The 16,950-nt window shown below is 70.3% G+C and carries 18 protein-coding genes; 6 read left to right on the forward strand and 12 right to left on the reverse strand.

Features of this window, described 5'->3' with window-relative positions:
* Positions 1–48: 48 nt before the first annotated feature.
* Genes QE374_RS03415 through QE374_RS03425 form a run of 3 tightly spaced genes read left to right on the forward strand, consistent with a single transcriptional unit; the run spans position 49 to position 2,355 of the window.
* Entirely contained in the window at positions 49–630 is a 582-nt protein-coding gene (locus tag QE374_RS03415; RefSeq protein WP_309732199.1) for a GNAT family N-acetyltransferase, read from the forward strand.
* A gap of 24 nt (positions 631–654) precedes the next feature.
* Positions 655–1,041 (forward strand): RNA-binding S4 domain-containing protein, encoded by a 387-nt coding sequence (locus tag QE374_RS03420; RefSeq protein ID WP_234073156.1) that lies wholly within the window; start codon positions 655–657, stop codon positions 1,039–1,041.
* 42 nt (positions 1,042–1,083) lie between these two features.
* Positions 1,084–2,355 carry a DUF222 domain-containing protein gene (locus QE374_RS03425; protein ID WP_309732201.1) on the forward strand — a complete coding sequence of 424 codons (1,272 nt, stop codon included), beginning with the start codon at positions 1,084–1,086 and terminating at the stop codon, positions 2,353–2,355.
* Positions 2,356–2,361: 6 nt separating this feature from the next.
* Here the strand turns inward: QE374_RS03425 and QE374_RS03430 are convergent, their stop codons facing one another.
* Positions 2,362–3,051 carry a YafY family protein gene (locus tag QE374_RS03430; protein ID WP_309732203.1) on the reverse strand — a complete coding sequence of 230 codons (690 nt, stop codon included), beginning with the start codon at positions 3,049–3,051 and terminating at the stop codon, positions 2,362–2,364.
* Positions 3,052–3,141: 90 nt separating this feature from the next.
* On the opposite strand from QE374_RS03430, the gene QE374_RS03435 reads away from it, so the two are divergent.
* The gene (locus QE374_RS03435; protein ID WP_309732205.1) at positions 3,142–3,870 is read left to right on the forward strand and encodes an alpha/beta hydrolase family protein; all 729 of its coding nucleotides are present in this window, start codon (positions 3,142–3,144) and stop codon (positions 3,868–3,870) included.
* A gap of 67 nt (positions 3,871–3,937) precedes the next feature.
* On the opposite strand, the gene QE374_RS03440 is transcribed toward QE374_RS03435, so the two are convergent.
* Positions 3,938–4,354 (reverse strand): SRPBCC domain-containing protein, encoded by a 417-nt coding sequence (locus QE374_RS03440; protein ID WP_309732207.1) that lies wholly within the window; start codon positions 4,352–4,354, stop codon positions 3,938–3,940.
* A gap of 6 nt (positions 4,355–4,360) precedes the next feature.
* Positions 4,361–5,296: an NUDIX hydrolase gene (locus tag QE374_RS03445; protein ID WP_309732209.1), complete on the reverse strand. Its 936-nt coding sequence runs from the start codon at positions 5,294–5,296 to the stop codon at positions 4,361–4,363.
* Positions 5,297–5,554: 258 nt separating this feature from the next.
* Between QE374_RS03445 and QE374_RS03450 the strand changes: the two genes are divergently transcribed.
* Together QE374_RS03450 and QE374_RS03455 are read left to right on the forward strand one after the other, a co-directional pair.
* Positions 5,555–7,369, forward strand: coding sequence for a ribonucleoside triphosphate reductase (locus tag QE374_RS03450; RefSeq protein ID WP_309732211.1), 1,815 nt, complete (start codon positions 5,555–5,557; stop codon positions 7,367–7,369).
* Position 7,370: 1 nt separating this feature from the next.
* Positions 7,371–8,105: an anaerobic ribonucleoside-triphosphate reductase activating protein gene (locus tag QE374_RS03455; RefSeq protein WP_309732214.1), complete on the forward strand. Its 735-nt coding sequence runs from the start codon at positions 7,371–7,373 to the stop codon at positions 8,103–8,105.
* A 2-nt stretch (positions 8,106–8,107) separates the two neighbouring features.
* Here QE374_RS03455 and der read toward each other — a convergent pair whose 3' ends face one another.
* The 9 genes from der to QE374_RS03500 all read right to left on the reverse strand — a co-directional run bounded on the left by der (position 8,108) and on the right by QE374_RS03500 (position 16,901).
* On the reverse strand, positions 8,108–9,631 hold the full coding sequence (der, locus tag QE374_RS03460; RefSeq protein WP_309732216.1) for a ribosome biogenesis GTPase Der: 1,524 nt from the start codon (positions 9,629–9,631) through the stop codon (positions 8,108–8,110).
* The gene (gene cmk, locus QE374_RS03465) at positions 9,621–10,310 is read right to left on the reverse strand and encodes a (d)CMP kinase (RefSeq protein ID WP_309732218.1); all 690 of its coding nucleotides are present in this window, start codon (positions 10,308–10,310) and stop codon (positions 9,621–9,623) included. Before cmk ends, der begins: the two co-directional genes overlap by 11 nt.
* Positions 10,303–11,430, reverse strand: a complete 1,128-nt coding sequence (locus QE374_RS03470) for a prephenate dehydrogenase (RefSeq protein ID WP_309732219.1) — start codon at positions 11,428–11,430, stop codon at positions 10,303–10,305. The genes cmk and QE374_RS03470 overlap by 8 nt, the downstream gene beginning before the upstream one ends.
* Positions 11,427–12,200, reverse strand: coding sequence for a pseudouridine synthase (locus QE374_RS03475; protein ID WP_137416647.1), 774 nt, complete (start codon positions 12,198–12,200; stop codon positions 11,427–11,429). The genes QE374_RS03470 and QE374_RS03475 overlap by 4 nt, the downstream gene beginning before the upstream one ends.
* Positions 12,197–12,805, reverse strand: coding sequence for an SMC-Scp complex subunit ScpB (gene scpB, locus QE374_RS03480; protein WP_234073166.1), 609 nt, complete (start codon positions 12,803–12,805; stop codon positions 12,197–12,199). Before scpB ends, QE374_RS03475 begins: the two co-directional genes overlap by 4 nt.
* Positions 12,795–13,610, reverse strand: a complete 816-nt coding sequence (locus QE374_RS03485) for a ScpA family protein (protein WP_137416645.1) — start codon at positions 13,608–13,610, stop codon at positions 12,795–12,797. The genes scpB and QE374_RS03485 overlap by 11 nt, the downstream gene beginning before the upstream one ends.
* Complete coding sequence (locus QE374_RS03490) at positions 13,594–14,481, reverse strand: ParA family protein (protein WP_309732226.1); 888 nt, start codon at positions 14,479–14,481, stop codon at positions 13,594–13,596. The genes QE374_RS03485 and QE374_RS03490 overlap by 17 nt, the downstream gene beginning before the upstream one ends.
* A 94-nt stretch (positions 14,482–14,575) precedes the next feature.
* Positions 14,576–16,183 (reverse strand): M20/M25/M40 family metallo-hydrolase, encoded by a 1,608-nt coding sequence (locus QE374_RS03495; protein WP_309732228.1) that lies wholly within the window; start codon positions 16,181–16,183, stop codon positions 14,576–14,578.
* A 121-nt stretch (positions 16,184–16,304) separates the two neighbouring features.
* Positions 16,305–16,901, reverse strand: coding sequence for a vitamin K epoxide reductase family protein (locus tag QE374_RS03500; RefSeq protein WP_309732230.1), 597 nt, complete (start codon positions 16,899–16,901; stop codon positions 16,305–16,307).
* Positions 16,902–16,950: the final 49 nt, after the last annotated feature.

Consider the following 16,950-nt stretch of genomic DNA (forward strand, 5'->3'; position numbering starts at 1 on the left):
CGGCGCAAGCGGTGGATGCGTGTCCGCAGCCGGGAGTACGGTCACGGCATGAGCCAGATCCAGGTGCTTCCGGCCACGAGCGAACGCTTCGACGAGGTCGAGAACGCCCTCACCGGAGGCGGCGACGGCCGGGCGTGTCAGTGCCAATGGTGGATGATGCCGGGCAGCCGCTTCAGCGCGCTCAGCGTCGAGGAGAAGACCGAGATCCTGCGCGCGGAGACGGCCGCATCCGTCCCGCCGGGACTCGTCGCCACGGTCGACGGCGTCGACGCGGGCTGGGTGCGCGTGGGGCCCCGACCCGACCACGAACGGCTCGCGCGCACCAAGCTCTACGGCAAGACCTCCCCCGAACCCTGGACCGACGCCAGCACATGGGCCATCAGCTGCTTCTCCGTGCGCAAGGAGTTCCGCGGGCAGGGCCTCACCCGTCGCCTCCTCGACGCGGCCGTCGCCTTCGCGCGCGACAACGGCGCCCGCCTCGTCGAGGCCTACCCGATCGACACCGCCGCCACCAAGACCTCGTCGAACGAGCTCTACCACGGCGCACTCACGACCTTCCTCGACGCGGGATTCGTCGAGACCGCGCGGCCCCGCGCCGACCGGCCGATCGTGGCACTCGACCTCGGCTGAGCCCGCATCCGCCAGGATGGAGGGATGACGGATGCGGCATCCCCCGTTCGGGTCGACTCGTGGCTCTGGGCCGTCCGCGTCTACAAGACACGATCCGCCGCTACGACCGCCTGCCGCGCCGGGCACGTCCGCATCGGCGGCGACCGCGCGAAGGCGGCTCAGCTGGTGCGCCCCGGCGACGAGGTGCGCGTGCGGATCGCCGGCTTCGACCGCATCCTCGTCGTGCGCCAGACCATCGTGAAGCGGGTCAGCGCACCGCTCGCCGCCCTCGCCGCCGAAGACAAGACGCCCCCGCCTCCGCCGCGCGAGCTGACCGCGTTCGTCCCGGTCCGAGACCGCGGCGCGGGGCGTCCGACCAAGCGCGAACGGCGCGACATCGACCGGTTGCGGGGGCGTTCCGCCGACGACTGATCCGGCCCCGGCGATGTCGGAGGTGGGTGCCAGACTTCAGGCATGGAGGATGCAGCGGCGATGAGCCCCGAGGACGCCGAAGCGGCGATGCTCGAGGGCCTGCTCGCCGGTGTCGAGAAGACCCGCGCATCCATCGCCGCCCTCGAAGCGCTCGAGCTCAACCTGCTCGCGACCGCCCGGCAGATCGCCGCCGACCGCACCTCTCGCCTGTCCGATCCGTCGGCCCGGGCGCACGAGATGCCGCTGCGCGACATCGCCGCGGAGTTCGCCACCGCCCTGCACGCGAACGACCGCGGCATGCAGAACGAGCTGCACGACGCCGCCGACATCGCCCGCCGACTGCCGCGCTCCCTCGCCGCCCTCGCCGAGGGCCGCATCTCGCGCCGCCACCTGCGCGCGATCCATGAGGCGTCCACCGGGCTCGACGGCCCCGAGCTCACGGCCTACGACGAGCGTGCCGCGGCGGCCGCCTCCGAGATGTCCGTCAACCGTCTGCGCCCGGTCCTCCGCCGGCTCGCCGAGCAGGCTCAGCAGCGTCCGCTCACCGAACGCCACCGCGAGGCCCGCGCGCACCGCGGCGTCTTCGTGCGCGACCTGCCCGACGGCATGGCCGAGCTCACGGCCGTGCTTCCCGTCATCGAAGCTCACGGCGCACACGACCGGCTCACGCGGATGGCACGCCTCGTTCGAGACGCCCACGACGCCGAGGCCGATCCGCGCACGATCGACCAACTGCGCGCCGACATCCTCAGCGATCTCCTGCTCACCTCGACCACCGCCGACACCGCCGACGCACCACACGCGGGCATCGACGCCGTGCAGGCGCACGTGCGCATCACGATCCCCGCCACCACGCTGATCGGCACGACGTATGCGGGCGCCGAGCTCATCGGCGTCAGTCCCGTCGACGCCGAGACGGCTCGTCGACTCACCGGCGGCGCGAGCGCATGGACGCGCGTGCTGACCCATCCGGTCACCGGCAACGTCGTGGGCGTCGACCGCTACCGACCCAGTGAAGACCAGCGACGCCTGCTCCGGGTACGCGACGAGCGGTGCCGCTTCCCCGGATGCCTCATGCCCACCCACCGCTGCGACATCGACCACACGGTCGACTGGGCCCACGGCGGATCCACGCACGTCGACAACCTCGCGCACCTGTGCCGCCGACATCACTCGCTCAAACACGCCACACCGTGGCGCGTCAGGCTCGGGCCCGACGGCGTGCTCGAGTGGACCAGCCCGCAGGGCCGACACCACCGCGACTCCCCCGCATCCCGCGTCGTCTTCACGGATGCGGCCGACCCGCCCTTCTAGCGAGGGTCACGCATGCACCGGGCTCGCGGTCGCCGGAGGTTCGCCCACCTCGGCGATGCGATGGCCGGTGCACGGCATCCGCGTCACGCGCGCGTTCTCGATCTGCGAGATCGTGAACCACCGCACCGCACCGCGCAGAAGACACCACCCGACGAGATACCACCGGCCGTCGCGCGACGCGAAGAGGATCGGTTCGACATCACGCGTCGTCGTCGCACCGTCTCCGGCCGTGTAGCGAAAACGCACGACTCGCTGCTCAGCCATCGCCTCCTCGATCGCAGATCGGGTGGCCCGAGAGGGTCGCGGCGGTCGGTCGACCCAGACGCGGCCTGCCAGGTCGGTGGCTCGCGCGCGTGTCACCGGGTCCAGCACGTCGACGATCTTGCGGATGCCTGCCGCCGCCAGGTCGGAGAACGGAGCATCGGATGCGGCGGCGACAGCCGACATCAACGCCACCGCCTGCGCCGGCGACAACGTCACGGGCGGCAACGAGCTCCCCGCGAGCATCCCGTAGCCGCCACCGGGTCCCGGGCGCGACCAGAGCGGGGCGCCGCTACGCTCCAGCGCATCGAGATCCCGCTTGATCGTGCGCTCCGAGACCTCGAACTCGCTCGCCAGCCAGGACGCCGTGCAGCCGCGCGTTCCGCTTCGCCGCAGCATCTCTGAGATGGCATGGAGCCTCTCAGCCCGCCTCATCCGACGCTCCCTGCCACCCGCATGATCGAATCATAATCATGACAGAAACAGTGACATCCCGTTGACCGATCATGCTGCGACAGTCATCCCATGACCAAAGAGATTCACACCCCCGTCCTCCTCGTCGCGGGCCACTGGCTGGGCGCGTGGGCCTGGGACGACGTCCTGAGCCACCTGCGCGCGGCCGGCATCCGCCCGACCGCCCTGACCCTCCCCGGACTCGACGACGCCGACCCGGATCGCCTGCAGCGGACTCTGGAGGACCAGACCCGTGCGATCGCCGACGCACTCACCCACCTGGACGCACCCGCCGTGATCGTCGCTCACAGCGGGGCGAACGCCCCCGTCACCCTCGTTCTCGACCGATACCCGGAGCTCGTGCAGCGTGTGATCTGGGTCGATTCGGGGCCGATCGGCGACGGCAGCGTCTTCGCACCGGATCTTCCCCTGACGCAGCGGGAGCTCCCATTGCCTCCCTTCGAGCGGCTCGCGCAGCAGGCGAGTCTGGCGGGACTCACTCCGGGGATCCTGGACGAGTTCCGCGCGAGAGCGCTGTCAGAGCCGGCGGGCGTGCTCACCGCTCCGGCGTCGCTTCGGAATCCCGCGCGTCACGGCGTGCCGACGACGATGGTGTGCTGCTCCATCTCGTCCGCGCAGGTGCGGGGGCTCCTCAGCGCCGGGCACCCGATGTTCGCCGCCGTGGGCGAGGTGACGGATGCGGAGTGGGTCGACCTTCCCACCGGGCACTGGCCGATGTGGAGCCGGCCGCGCGAACTGGCGGAGATCATCACCGCGGCCTCCCTGCGCCGCAACGGGTGAGGTCGAACGACTGCGATGTCAGCCGCGCTCGCCGTCGCTCACTCGTGGAGAAGAGCGCCTGGCGCGATCACTCGCCGCCGCACGCCCGCGCCAGCTGCGTGAGGTGGAAGCTCCACCCCTCCTCGTGCTCATTTGCGAGCGTCGACGGCACACCTGCGTGGCGAAAGCCCGTCTCCGTGATCGTGACGGAGGTCGCCGAGTCATGCGCCTCCAGTCGGAACGTCACCTCGAGCGACGCCGACCATCCGTCCTCTCGCCAGCGGAACGCGAGAAGCTCCGGCTCAGTGCATCGAGTGACGACCCCGTGAGCCTGCCGTTGCTGCCCCGCCTCGATCCAGGTCTCGAGGACCGGCGCGCCGACCACGGCGTCGAAGCGTAGATCCGGCCACCACGTCGCCCGATCGACGGTGAGTGCGCGCCAGACGACGTCCGGCGTGGCCGCGACGACGTGTGCGACGGAGACCGAGTCCCGCGGAGCACTCACCGCCGCTCACTCCTCGAGGAGGTCCAGCAGCCAGCGCGTTCCCCGCACGGAGGCGCCGACCGCCTCGCAGCGCGCGGCGAGCTCGCGGTCGCTCGTGACAACCGTGACCCGCGCTCCCCACTCCGCCTCCTCGCGCGCCGTCCAGACGATCGCGTCGTCGCCCGCGGCCTCGGCGCGGATCTCCAGCACGACCGGCGTCCGGTAGGAGGCCGCGTAGAACACCTCGGCTCCCGGAGCGGCCTCACGAGCCTTCCCCTCCAGCACGACCTTCACCTCCGGATACCAGCGGTCCTCCGCCAGCCCGAGGGCATCGCCGGGGATGCCGCGCACGGCCAGCGCGCGAAGCCGTTCGACGAGCCGCTCCGCCGCGCCCGCGCGATCCTTCCACCATCCGTCCGGCACCGAGCCGACGACGTTGGCCGCATCCACCACGACCTTCGGTCGCACCGCCAGCAGGTCGCGCAGCCGAGGCCAGGATGCGGCAAAGCCGGGGTGAAGCGGATAATCGTCGACGTCAGCGACCGGCACCCACGACAGCTCCACGCTCTCGGGATCGCTGATCACAGGATCGAACGCCCCGACGACGTCGGCGACGACCGTGGCATACGACCAGTAGCCGAGGTCGAGCACACTCATGAGCCGGGGCCTGACGGCGCCATCCGGCACACCGGCTTCCTCCGTCGCCTCGCGAAGAGCGCCGTCCAGGGCGGACTCTCCCTCGTGGCGCGCACCTCCGGGCAGCGCCCACGTACCCCCGTGGTGGCTCCACGACACGCGGTGCTGCAGCAGCACCCCGCGCACGGGGTCGACAGCGAGCAGCCCCGCCGCTCCGAAGCGACCCCAGTAGCGCTCCCCCGTCGGCGCGACGACCCAGGCATCCCCCGGATCCCGCGGTCCCAGCGGCCGACGAGGCTCTCCGGGGGCGGGGGGTTCGATCGTCACGCTGACAGCCTCGCACACCGTGAGGATGCCGACGCGCCCGTCGACACATTCGAGAAAGCCGAACCGCCTCCTACACCCGCTCCGAGGTCGCGCCCGGGACCGACGCGCGTGACTGTGGGCACCCACAACGCGCAGGGCGCGGAGTTCCGGCGAGGTCTGTTATTCCACAACATATGGGTTCGACACCGCATCGGGCCCCTACATACAGTGGTCACACCACCGCAGATCACCTTCACCCCACGGCTAGAAGGAGCCTGCATGTCCACGTCCACCACCGCCCGCTCGATCTCCGTCGCCCCGACGATCGACGAGTACCTCTCCCGCGGAGACTGGCGCGTCAACGCCAATGCCAACCAGGGATACTCCCTCGGCGGCATGATGCTCAACACCTCGGGCAAGGTCATCGCGAACTACTGGCTCGACCAGGTCTACGCCCCCGAGGCGGGCGCGGCGCATCGCGACGGCGACATCCACATCCACGACCTCGACATGTTCGCCGGCTACTGCGCCGGCTGGTCGCTGCGCACTCTGCTCGAACAGGGGTTCAACGGCGTTCCCGGCAAGGTGTCGTCCGCCCCGCCCCGGCACCTGTCGAGCGCGCTCGGACAGATGGTGAACTTCCTCGGGACCCTCCAGAACGAGTGGGCCGGCGCGCAGGCGTTCAGCTCGTTCGACACCTACCTGGCGCCCTTCGTACGCCTGGACGATCTCGACGCCGAGGCCGTCCGGCAGGCGATCGAGGAGTTCGTCTTCAACCTCAACGTCCCCTCCCGGTGGGGCACCCAGACCCCGTTCACCAACCTCACGCTCGACTGGACGTGCCCCGACGACCTCGCCGACCAGCGACCGATGATCGGCGGACAGGTGTGCGACTTCACCTACGGCGAGCTCGCCGCCGAGATGGCGATCATCAACCGGGCGTTCATCGACGTCATGACCGCCGGGGACGCCGACGGACGGGCGTTCACCTTCCCGATCCCGACCTACAACATCACGAAGGACTTCGACTGGGACGACCCCGCCGTCGACGCCCTGTTCGCGATGACCGCCAAGTACGGGCTGCCCTACTTCCAGAACTTCGTGAACTCCGACCTCGACCCGCACATGATCCGGTCGATGTGCTGCCGCCTCCAGCTCGACCTCACACAATTACTGGCGCGCGGCAACGGCCTGTTCGGCTCAGCGGAGCAGACCGGATCCCTCGGCGTCGTCACCGTGAACTGCGCGCGCCTCGGCTACCTGCACCCGGGCGACGAAGCGGGTCTCATCGCACGCCTCGACGAACTGCTCGAGATCGCCCGCGACAGCCTCGAGGCCAAGCGCGTCGTGATCCAGCGGCACATCGACGGCGGCCTGTTCCCCTACACCAAGCGCTATCTCGGAACGCTCGACAACCACTTCTCCACGATCGGCGTCAACGGACTCAACGAGCTCGTGCGCAACTTCACCGGCGACGCCGAAGACATCACCTCGGATGCGGGACACGCCCTCGTCGCCCGCATCCTGGATCACATCCGCGACCGGATGGTGGAGTTCCAGGAGGCGACCGGCACGATGTACAACCTCGAGGCGACGCCCGCCGAGGGCGCCACATACCGCTTCGCGAAGAGCGACATCGCCCGCTACGAGGGCATCCGCCACGCGGGCACCGACGACAACCCGTACTACACGAACTCGTCGCAACTGCCCGTGGGCTACACCGACGACGCGTTCGAGGCCCTTCTGCTGCAGGAGGATCTGCAACAGAAGTACACGGGCGGCACGGTACTTCACCTCTACATGGGCGAAGCCGTCTCCTCCCCCGCGGCCTGCCGAACGCTCGTGCGTCGCGCGCTCGAGAAGTTCCGGCTGCCGTACATCACCATCACGCCGACCTTCTCGATCTGCCCGCGCCACGGATACCGCTCGGGCGAGCACACCGTGTGCCCCGAGTGCGGGGCCGACTGCGAGGTGTGGACGCGGGTCATGGGCTACTTCCGCCCGGTGTCGTCCTTCAACGTGGGCAAGAAGGGCGAGGCCGCCGAGCGCGTCGCGTTCGCCGAGTCGCGCTCCCTCGCCTCGGCGGCGGTGTGAGGTGATCCCCGCCGCGATCGACCCCGCCACCCTGCGCATCGCCGGCCTCACACGGCTGTCCACGGTCGACTGGCCCGACAAGCTCGTCGCGACCGTCTTCCTGCAGGGGTGCCCGTGGGACTGCTTCTACTGCCACAACCCGGCGTTGCGCGCGCCGCGCGCGCCCGCGGCGATGAGCTGGCAGACGCTGCGGGCGTTCCTGAAGAAGCGGCGGGGCCTGCTCGACGGCGTCGTGTTCTCGGGCGGCGAGCCCACGATGCAGCCCGCACTGCCGGCGGCGATCGCCGCGGTGCGGCAGCTCGGATTCGCGGTCGGACTCCACACGGCGGGGATCTACCCGGCGGCACTCGCCCGCATCCTGCCCTATGTCGACTGGGTGGGCTTGGACATCAAGACGAGCAAGCGGCTCTACGAGAAGGTCACCGGCTACTCGAACAGCGCCGAGCGCTCATGGGGGTCGCTGTCGGTCGTGCTGGCCGAGTCTGCGGCGCGCGCCGGCACGAACCGCCCGCTCGACTACGAAGTGCGCACGACGGTGCACCCCGAGGCGGCGGATGCGGCCGAGCTCGCCGTTCTCGGTCACCGGCTCGCCGACGCCGGCGTCACGTGCTGGGCGCTCCAGCGCTTCCGCAGCGAAGGGACCCGCATCCCCCTGCCCCGCGTCGGCGAGGCCTCCTACGAGGTCTCGCTCGACACGGTGCCGGGTGAGCGGTTCGCGCGGTTCGCCGTTCGCTGAGCTCAGCGCTGGCGGCGCTCGCGCACCCGCATGTTGATGACGATGGGCGTGCCCTCGAAGCCGTACAGCTCACGCAGGCGGCGCTGGATGAACCGACGGTAGCCGGGGTCCAGGAAGCCCGTCGTGAACAGGACGAATGTCGGCGGACGCGTGCCCGCCTGCGTGCCGAACAGGATGCGGGGCTGCTTGCCGCCGCGCACGGGATGCGGGTGCTCGGCGACGAGTTCGGAGAGGAAGGCGTTGAACTTGCCCGTCGAGATGCGCTGATCCCACGACTCGAGGGCCGTCTCGAGCGCCGGGACGAGCTTCTCGAGGTGGCGGCCGGTGCGGGCGGAGATGTTGACGCGCGGCGCCCATGCGACGTGCGCGAGATCCTGTTCGATCTCGCGCTCCAGGTACCGGCGACGGTCGATGTTCGCCATGTCGTCGTCGTTCAGGCGGTCCCACTTGTTGAAGGCGAGCACGAGCGCGCGGCCCGACTCGAGCACCATGTCGATGATGCGCACGTCCTGCTCGCTGAGGGGCGCGGACACGTCCAGCACGACGACGGCCACTTCGGCCTTCTCGAGGGCGGCCGAGGTGCGCAGCGACGCGTAGAAGTCCGCACCCTGCTGCAGGTGGACGCGGCGGCGGATGCCGGCGGTGTCGACCAGACGCCACAGCTTGCCGCCGAGCTCGACGATCTCGTCGACCGGGTCGCGGGTGGTGCCGGCGAGCTCGTTGACGACGACGCGCTCCTCGCCGGCCGCCTTGTTCAGCAGCGACGACTTGCCCACGTTCGGGCGCCCCAGGATCGCGACGCGGCGCGGGCCGCCGATCTCGTGCTTGGCGACGGCGGAGACGTCCGGCAGCACCTTCACGAGTTCGTCGAGGAGGTCCGCGACACCGCGGCCGTGGATGGCGGAGACCGGATGCGGCTCTCCCAGCCCGAGGTTCCACAGTGCCGCAGCTTCCGGCTCCTGGCGCGCGTCGTCGATCTTGTTGGCGACGAGCATGACGGGCTTGCCGCTGCGACGCAGGAGCTTCACGACGTGCTCGTCGGTCGAGGTGGCGCCGACCATCGCATCGACCACGAACAGCACGACGTCGGCGAGATCGATCGCAACCTCGGCCTGGGCGGCCACCGACCGGTCGATGCCCTTGGCGTCGGGCTCCCAGCCGCCGGTGTCGACGAGCGAGAAGCGGCGGTCGAGCCACTCCGCCTTGTACGTCACGCGGTCGCGCGTCACGCCGGGGGTGTCCTCGACGACGGCCTCGCGACGCCCGAGGATGCGGTTCACGAGCGCGGACTTGCCGACGTTCGGGCGACCGACGATCGCGACCACCGGCAGCGCCGGCAGGTACTCGATGCCGTCGCCGGAGCCGACGAGGCCCGCGAGCACCTCGGCGTCGTCGTCATCGAGGTCGTAGTCCTCGAGCGACGCCCGCAGCGCGATCGCGCGCTGCTCGGCGAGCGTGTCGTCGATTCCGGCGAGGGTCTCCTCGAGCTGATCTGGTCCGGCTTCGTACTCGTCCTCAGCGCGCATCGCGCACCTCCTGCATTTTCTCTGCGACCGCGAGAACGGCCGCCACTGTCTCATCGAAGTCGAGGTGCGTGGAATCCACGACCTCGACCCCTTCGGCCGCCGACATGAAGTCGACGACGGTGGAATCTGATGCGTCACGGCGGCGCAGCGAGTCCGCGACGGCCGCCGCGTCCTGACCGCTCACCTCGGCGCTGCGCCGGGCGGCGCGGACCTCGGGGGCTGCCGTGAGCAGGATGCGCACCGGCGCATCGGGGGCGACCACCGTGGTGATGTCACGCCCCTCGACGACGACACCGGGTCGTCCGGACTCGGCGACGAGGGCACGGAAGCGGGCGTTCACCGTGTGGCGCACGACGGGGACGCGGGCGACGCCGCTGACCGCCTCGGTCACGCGGGTCTCACGGATCGCCTCGGTGACGTCCGTGTCTCCCACCCGCACCCAGTAGTCGTCCGGGTCCAGCGAGATGCTGCCGTCGAAGTCGCCCATCGCCTCGAGCACCGCGGTGGCGTCGGAGGTGTCGACGGAGCGGTCGAGCGCGTGCCAGGCGAGCGAGCGGTACACCGCCCCCGTGTCGAGGTAGCCGTAGCCGAGGCGGCGGGCGACCTCTTTGGAGACCGAGGACTTGCCGCTGCCGGCGGGGCCGTCGACGGCGACGATGGCGACGTCGGAATCACTCATTGGCACTGCTCGCAATCCTCCACCCGCGCGCCTCGAGGCCCGCAACGGCGGGTGCGGCGATCGCGGGAACGACACTGATCTCTGCCAGGCCGAACTGGGCGCCGGGCGAATGCTCCAGGCGCAGGTCCTCGACGTTCACCCCGAGCTCGCCGAGCTCGCCGAACAGGCGGCCGAGCTGGCCCGGGGTGTCGTCCACCATGACGACGATGGTCTCGAAGCGACGGTTCTGCCCGTGCTTTCCCGGCAGCCGCTCGACGCCCTGGTTGCCGCGCAGGATCGTGTCGGCGACACCGCGTCGCGCGCCCGGCGCATCCGGCTGCCGCAACGCGTCGGCGACGGCGGCGAGATCCGCAGCGAACGCGTCGAGCACGTCCACGACGGGAGCGGCGTTGGCGCCGAGGATCTGCACCCAGAGCTCGGGTGCGGATGCGGCGAGCCGGGTGGTGTCGCGAACACCCTGCCCGGCCAGGCGCAAGGCGTCCTCGGGTGCTGCCGTGAGCCGCGCGGCGAGCAGGCTCGAGACGAGCTGCGGCACGTGCGAGACGAGGGCGACAGAGCGGTCGTGCTCCTCGGGTGCCATCTCGATCGGCATGGCACCCAGATCGAGCGCGAGCCCCTCCACGAGCGCCAGATCGGCGGCGGCGGTCTCCTCATCGCGGCAGACCACCCACGGCCGTCCGACGAACAGGTCGGCGCGCGCCGCGATGGCGCCGCCGCGTTCGCGACCGGCCATGGGGTGCGAGCCGATGTAGCGCGTGAGGTCCACGTCACGGGCACGGAGTGCGCGCAGCGGCTGGCCCTTGACGCTCGCGACATCGGTCACGACGGCATCGGGATAGGCCGAGAGTTCTCGCTCGACGACGTCGGCGATCACGTCCGGCGGCACGGCGACGACGATGAGTCGGGGGGCGTCGCCGGGCGCCGCGGCACGACCGGCGCCGTAGTCGATCGCCAGGCGGAGCTGGGCGGGTGAGGTGTCGTCGAGCACGACGTCGACGTCCAGGGCACGGAGGGCGTGACCGATGCTGGCGCCCAGCAGGCCCGCGCCGACGACACGGACCGTGCCCGAGGTGCGCGCGGCGACCCGCGCGGGCGCGCTGATGCCGTTCGACTCGCTCACTGGTTCTCCTGCTCTCCGGGCGGGTCGGACACCTGGTCGCGGCGCGCGAGCGTGAGAAGCGCACCCCGCTCGATCTTAGTCAACTCCCGCATCCGCCCCGCCGGGAGTGTTCCCAGGTGGAGGGGACCGAACTGTCGGCGCACGAGCTCGAGGACGGGATGCCCGACCGAGGCCATCATGCGCCGCACGATGCGATTGCGGCCGGAGTGGAGCGTCAGCTCCACGAGGCTGCTCGTGGCGGAGGCGTCGAGCAGGCGCGCCTTGTCCGCCCGGATGAAGCCGTCCTCCAGCTCGAAGCCGCGCGTGAGCGCTGAGATCGTCTGCGCCGACACCCGGCCGTCGACCTTCGCGATATAGACCTTCGTGACACCGAACGAGGGGTGTGCCAGCACGTGCGCGAGCTCCCCGTCGTTGGTCAGCAGGAGGAGACCTGACGTGTCGGCGTCCAGGCGACCGACGTTGTAGAGGCGCTCCTCGAAGTCACGGGTGAACTCACGGAGGTCGCGGCGGCCGCGATCGTCGCCCATCGAGCTCACGACGCCCGTGGGCTTGTTGAGCATGACGTACCGCTTGGACTGGTCGAACTCGACCGCGACGCCGTCGACGTCGACGAGGTCGGCCTCGGGATCGATCCGGCTGCCGAGCTCCGTCACGACGGTGCCGTTCACGCGCACCCGACCCTCGACGATGTACTGCTCCGCCACGCGGCGCGAGGCGACGCCCGCGTTCGCGAGCGCCTTCTGCAGGCGGACGCCCTCGGTATCGGTCATCGTGCGATCTCCTCGAAGCCGGTGCTGCCGTCATCGAGCAGCGGTGAGATGTGGGGAAGCTCGTCGATCGTGTTGATGCCGAGCTTCTCGAGCAGCGCATCGGTCGTGCCGTACAGGATGGCGCCGGTCTCCCCGTCGTGGCCGACCTCGGTGATGAGACCGCGCCCCACGAGCGTGCGCACGACCGAGTCGACGTTGACGGCGCGGATCGACGCGACCTGGCCGCGGGTGACGGGCTGCTTGTATGCGATGACCGCGAGGGTCTCCAGGGCCGCCTGCGAGAGACGAGCGGGCTGCTGGGTGCCGAGGAACTCGGTGATGACGCGGTCGTACTCCTCGCGCACGTAGAGCCGCCACCCGCCCCCCACCTCGCGCAGCTCGAAGCCGCGGCGCGGGCCGCCGTCCTCGCCGTCGTAGTCCGCGACGAGCGCCGCGATCGCCTTGCGTACCGCCGGGACGGGCGCGCTGACCGCGGCCGCGAGGGCGACGACGCTGTGCGGCTCGTCGAGGATCAGCAGGACGGCTTCGAGACGGCGCGCGACCGAGCCCACATCCTGCGGCCAGGCGGTGGTCTCCGATTCCTCGGTGCGGATGTCATCGGTCATAGTCGGCTCCCAGGGTGGCGAGGTTCTCCTCGGACCAGCGTTCCGCGCTCCAGCGCAGGGTCAGCTCGCCGAGGGGCTCCAACTGCTCGAACGACAGTGCCGCGTGGCGGTACAGCTCGAGGATGGAGAGGAATCGTGCGACGACGATGCCGGAGGCGTCCACTCCGGCGATCAGTTCGCGGAAGGTCAGCGTGCCGCGCTGGCGCAGCAGGGTCACGACGATCGCAGCCTGCTCGCGGATGCTGACCAGCGGCGCGTGCAGGTGATCGAGTCCGACCGTCGGGATCTCCTTCGGCGCCATCGCCAGCATGGCGAGGGCGGCGAAATCCTCGGTGCTGAGCGTCCAGACCAGCTCAGGCGCGGCCTGGCGGTACCGCTCGTCGATGCGGACGCTGCGCGCATGCCGTCTCTCTTCGCGCTCCAGCGAGCGCGCGAACCAGGCGGAGACCTCTTTGAAGGCGCGGTACTGCAGCAGCCGGGCGAACAGCAGGTCGCGCGCTTCGAGCAGAGCCACGGCCTCCGCGTCCACGAGCTCGCCCTGCGGGAGCAGCCCCGCCACTTTCATGTCGAGCAGGGTCGCGGCGACGACGAGGAACTCCGACGCCTCGTCCAGCTCCGCATCCGGGCCGAGCTGGCGAAGGTAGGCGATGAACTCGTCGGTGACGACGCTGAGCGCCACATCTGTGATGTCGAGCTCGTGCTGCGAGATGAGGGTCAGCAGCAGATCGAACGGGCCGTCGAAGACGCCCAGCGATACCCGGAATCCGTCGGTGGCCGCGTCCTGCGGCTCAGGCGACGGCGCCACGGGCGACCAGCTCCCGCGCGAGACGCAGGTAGGCCTGCGCCGCGGCGTGCTCGGGAGCGAACTCGGTGATGGGCATCCCCGACACCGACGCGTCGGGGAACTTCACGGTGCGCCCGATCACGGTCTCCAGCACGTCGTCGCCGAACGCCTCGACCACGCGTTCGAGCACCTCGCGCGAGTGGAGCGTGCGCGGGTCGTACATCGTGGCGAGCACCCCGTCGAGGGTGATCGAGGGGTTCAGCCGGTCGCGCACCTTGTCGATCGTCTCGATCAGCAGGGCGACGCCGCGCAAGGCAAAGAACTCGCACTCGAGCGGGATCAGCACGCCGTGGCTCGCCGTCAGGGCGTTGACCGTCAGCAGCCCCAGCGAAGGCTGGCAGTCGATGAGGATGACGTCGTACTCCCCCGCCACATGGCGCAGCACGCGGGCAAGGATCGTCTCGCGCGCCACCTCGTTGACGAGGTGCACCTCGGCGGCGGAGAGGTCGATGTTCGCCGGAAGCACGTCGAGACCGTCGACGGAGGTCGTGACGATGACCTCGCGCGGGTCGCGCTTGGTGTCCAGCAGCAGGTCGTAGATCGTTGGCACGTCGTGCGTCGTGATACCCAGGCCTGCCGACAGCGCACCCTGCGGGTCGAAGTCGACCGCCAGCACCTTGCGCCCGTAGTGGGCGAGGGATGCGGCCAGGTTGATGGTCGTGGTCGTCTTGCCGACCCCGCCCTTCTGATTGCAGAGGGCGATGATGCGCGCGGGGCCGTGGGCGGCGAGCGCCGGCGGTGTCGCGAACCCCTGATAGGGGCGACCGGTCGGGCCGAGGGGCACGTCGCCCTTCGTGCCTCTACCCGCCTGCTTCACTGCGCGCTCCGCCACCGTACTCCCGCTCTGCTTGGTCGTTCGATCGATTCTAGCGACGGCAGACCGCGGGTTCGGGGAGGGCGCACCGAGCCCCCTCCCCGAACCGCGCTCAGACGGTGCGCCGGCGACGCGCGGCGGCTGCCAGCACGACGGCACCCGCGAGAAGTGCCAGGACACCGCCGCCGAGCCAGACGCCGGAGATCTCCGAGCCGGACGCGGCCAGCAGGTGGTCGCCCTCCTCGGTCACCTCGGGCGCCGGGACGACCGGGTCGACGATGGGCGCGACACCGTTGACGGCGGACGTGTCGTTCGCGAGCGTCGCCGTGACGCTCGCGATCGCGCCGAGCATGATCCCGAGCGCCTCGGTGTTGATGTTCGACATGTCATCGGCGGGCGTGTGATAGTTCGGGTCCATGATGATGCCCTCGGTGCCGCCGAACAGCGCCACCTGTTCCGCCGTCTTGACGTCATCGGCTCCCGTGAACAGGCCGGATGCGGGGATCCCCGCCAGGATGAACGCGTTGTAATCGCTGCGGGCGTCGAAGGCGGTGTCGATCCACGGCTGCCCGATCGCATCGAAGTAGCTCGTGAACGCCGCCTCCGTCGCGATCGATCCCTCCGGGACCTCCACCGGCGCCTCGTACGTGGACTGGTCGGCGTCGTAGACGGCGATCACGTAGTTGGGAGAGGCGACCATGTCGAAGTTGAGGTAGGTCGCGATGGCATCCGCATCGGCATCGGTCAGTTCTTCGACGTAGTGCGCCGATCCCAAGAGCCCGATCTCCTCTGCGCCCCACCAGGCGAAGCGGACCGTGTTCTCCAGCTCACCCGACGCGGCCAGCTGAAGGGCGACCTCCAGGATCGCCGCCGAGCCCGAGCCGTTGTCGTTGATGCCGGGGCCGTCCTCGACGGAGTCGAGGTGCGCACCGAGCATGACGACGTTGTCGTCGCGACCGGTGGGCGTGTCGGCGATGATGTTGAACGTCTCGACGGAGTCGATGTGCTGCTGCAGATCGAGATCCGCCAGGACGGGTCCGTCGGCGAGCGCCGCGAGCAGGTCCTGTCCCTCGCTCTGCAGGATGCCGACCGTCGGCGCGAGGTCAGGGGTTTGCGCGCCGAGGGTGCCCTGGAGCGGACCCGGCTCGTTGTTGTAGATGATCACGGCCTCCGCGCCGGCGGCAGCGGCCGCGGCCGACTTCTCCGCGAAGGAGCAGCTGCCGCGCGAGACGAGAGCGATGGCGCCTGCGGCGTCGATACCGGCCCAGTCGTCCGCTGTGCATCCCAGCGGGGCGGTCGGGGCGATCAGCGGCAGGTCGCTGAGCCCGCCGGCGGGCGTGCCCGGGGTGAACTCCATGGGGATGCCGAAGGGATCTGCGGCGCTGTAGCCGTCGACCGTGAGCGTGTACGCGTCGATCGTCTGCAGGTCCGCGTCGAAGTACTGGCGTTCGGGCGTGTACCCGGCGGCCGTCAGCGCCTGCTCGATGTAGGCCGCGCTGGCTTCATAGCCGCTCGTGCCCGCCGCCCGATTGCCGCCGTTGGCGTCGGCGATGTCCTGCAGCTGCTGCAGGTGGCCGACGACGGCGTCCACCGTCACCCGCTCTTCCAGATCGGCGGGATCGACGGCGGCAGCCGGCGCAATGCCGACGGTCACCGCCAGAGCTGCGCCGATGCTGATCCCGATGCCGATACGGGTGGCTCGTGGCCGTGATGTCGTCACGTGGTGTCCTCTCGCGTTTCCCCGGTGCGCCCGACGCTAGTCGGAATCGGCGGCGATCGCTTAGACAATTCACAGGTTCGTAACGTGACACGACGCCCCGGACCCGACGTGGGGGCTCCGCTCAGAACAGCGAGCCCAACACGTCCAGTCTGAGCTGGGCGACGACGGCGATGAGCGCGACGTCGAGGATGGCGACCAACGGCGCCCAGCTCGCGAGCCATCGGCCGACCGGCCGCATCCGAACGCCCCACAGCCCCGCGCGGGCGGTCCAGCCGAGCGTGACCCAGAAGAGAGGGATGGTGACGAGCCACACGACCATGCACCACGGGCAGAGCGAGCCGTACTCGAAGACGCTCCGATAGGCCAGGAAGTGCACGAACACGAAGGCGGCGGCGACGAAGGCCAGGTAGGTGCGCCAGTACCAGCTCCTCAGGCCCGTCGCACCGGCGAGCGCCGTCACACCGGCGTAGATCGGGCCGAGGAACAGCACGACCCCGATGATCGAGTTGCTGAAGCCGAGGAGGTTGCCCCCGGGAGAGAGCAGGTTGGGCCCGCACGTCACGATCACGCTCAACTGGCACGACACGAGCGGGTCGACGCCGCGCAGCTGCCCGATGTACTCGAGATACAGCAGGAACGAGACCGCCCAGCCGAGAAGGCCGGCGATGATCCAGAAGACGGCGAGCGCGCGGGAAGGGGGCGCGGTGGGAACGCTCATGCGCTCAGTGTGCGCGCGGCGGGTGCGACTGACGGGGCGCAGTGGCCGT

This window comes from Microbacterium sp. SORGH_AS_0428 (genome assembly GCF_031453615.1).
GTDB lineage: Bacteria > Actinomycetota > Actinomycetes > Actinomycetales > Microbacteriaceae > Microbacterium.

Coding starts and splice junctions, on each gene's coding strand:
- QE374_RS03430 (WP_309732203.1), bottom strand. CDS start 3,051: ATGAGGCGGGCTGAGAGGCTCCATGCCATCTCAGAGATGCTGCGGCGA.
- QE374_RS03500 (WP_309732230.1), bottom strand. CDS start 16,901: ATGAGCGTTCCCACCGCGCCCCCTTCCCGCGCGCTCGCCGTCTTCTGG.
- QE374_RS03450 (WP_309732211.1), top strand. CDS start 5,555: ATGTCCACGTCCACCACCGCCCGCTCGATCTCCGTCGCCCCGACGATC.
- QE374_RS03425 (WP_309732201.1), top strand. CDS start 1,084: ATGGAGGATGCAGCGGCGATGAGCCCCGAGGACGCCGAAGCGGCGATG.
- der (WP_309732216.1), bottom strand. CDS start 9,631: ATGCGCGCTGAGGACGAGTACGAAGCCGGACCAGATCAGCTCGAGGAG.
- QE374_RS03435 (WP_309732205.1), top strand. CDS start 3,142: ATGACCAAAGAGATTCACACCCCCGTCCTCCTCGTCGCGGGCCACTGG.
- QE374_RS03420 (WP_234073156.1), top strand. CDS start 655: ATGACGGATGCGGCATCCCCCGTTCGGGTCGACTCGTGGCTCTGGGCC.
- QE374_RS03475 (WP_137416647.1), bottom strand. CDS start 12,200: ATGACCGATACCGAGGGCGTCCGCCTGCAGAAGGCGCTCGCGAACGCG.
- scpB (WP_234073166.1), bottom strand. CDS start 12,805: ATGACCGATGACATCCGCACCGAGGAATCGGAGACCACCGCCTGGCCG.
- cmk (WP_309732218.1), bottom strand. CDS start 10,310: ATGAGTGATTCCGACGTCGCCATCGTCGCCGTCGACGGCCCCGCCGGC.
- QE374_RS03415 (WP_309732199.1), top strand. CDS start 49: ATGAGCCAGATCCAGGTGCTTCCGGCCACGAGCGAACGCTTCGACGAG.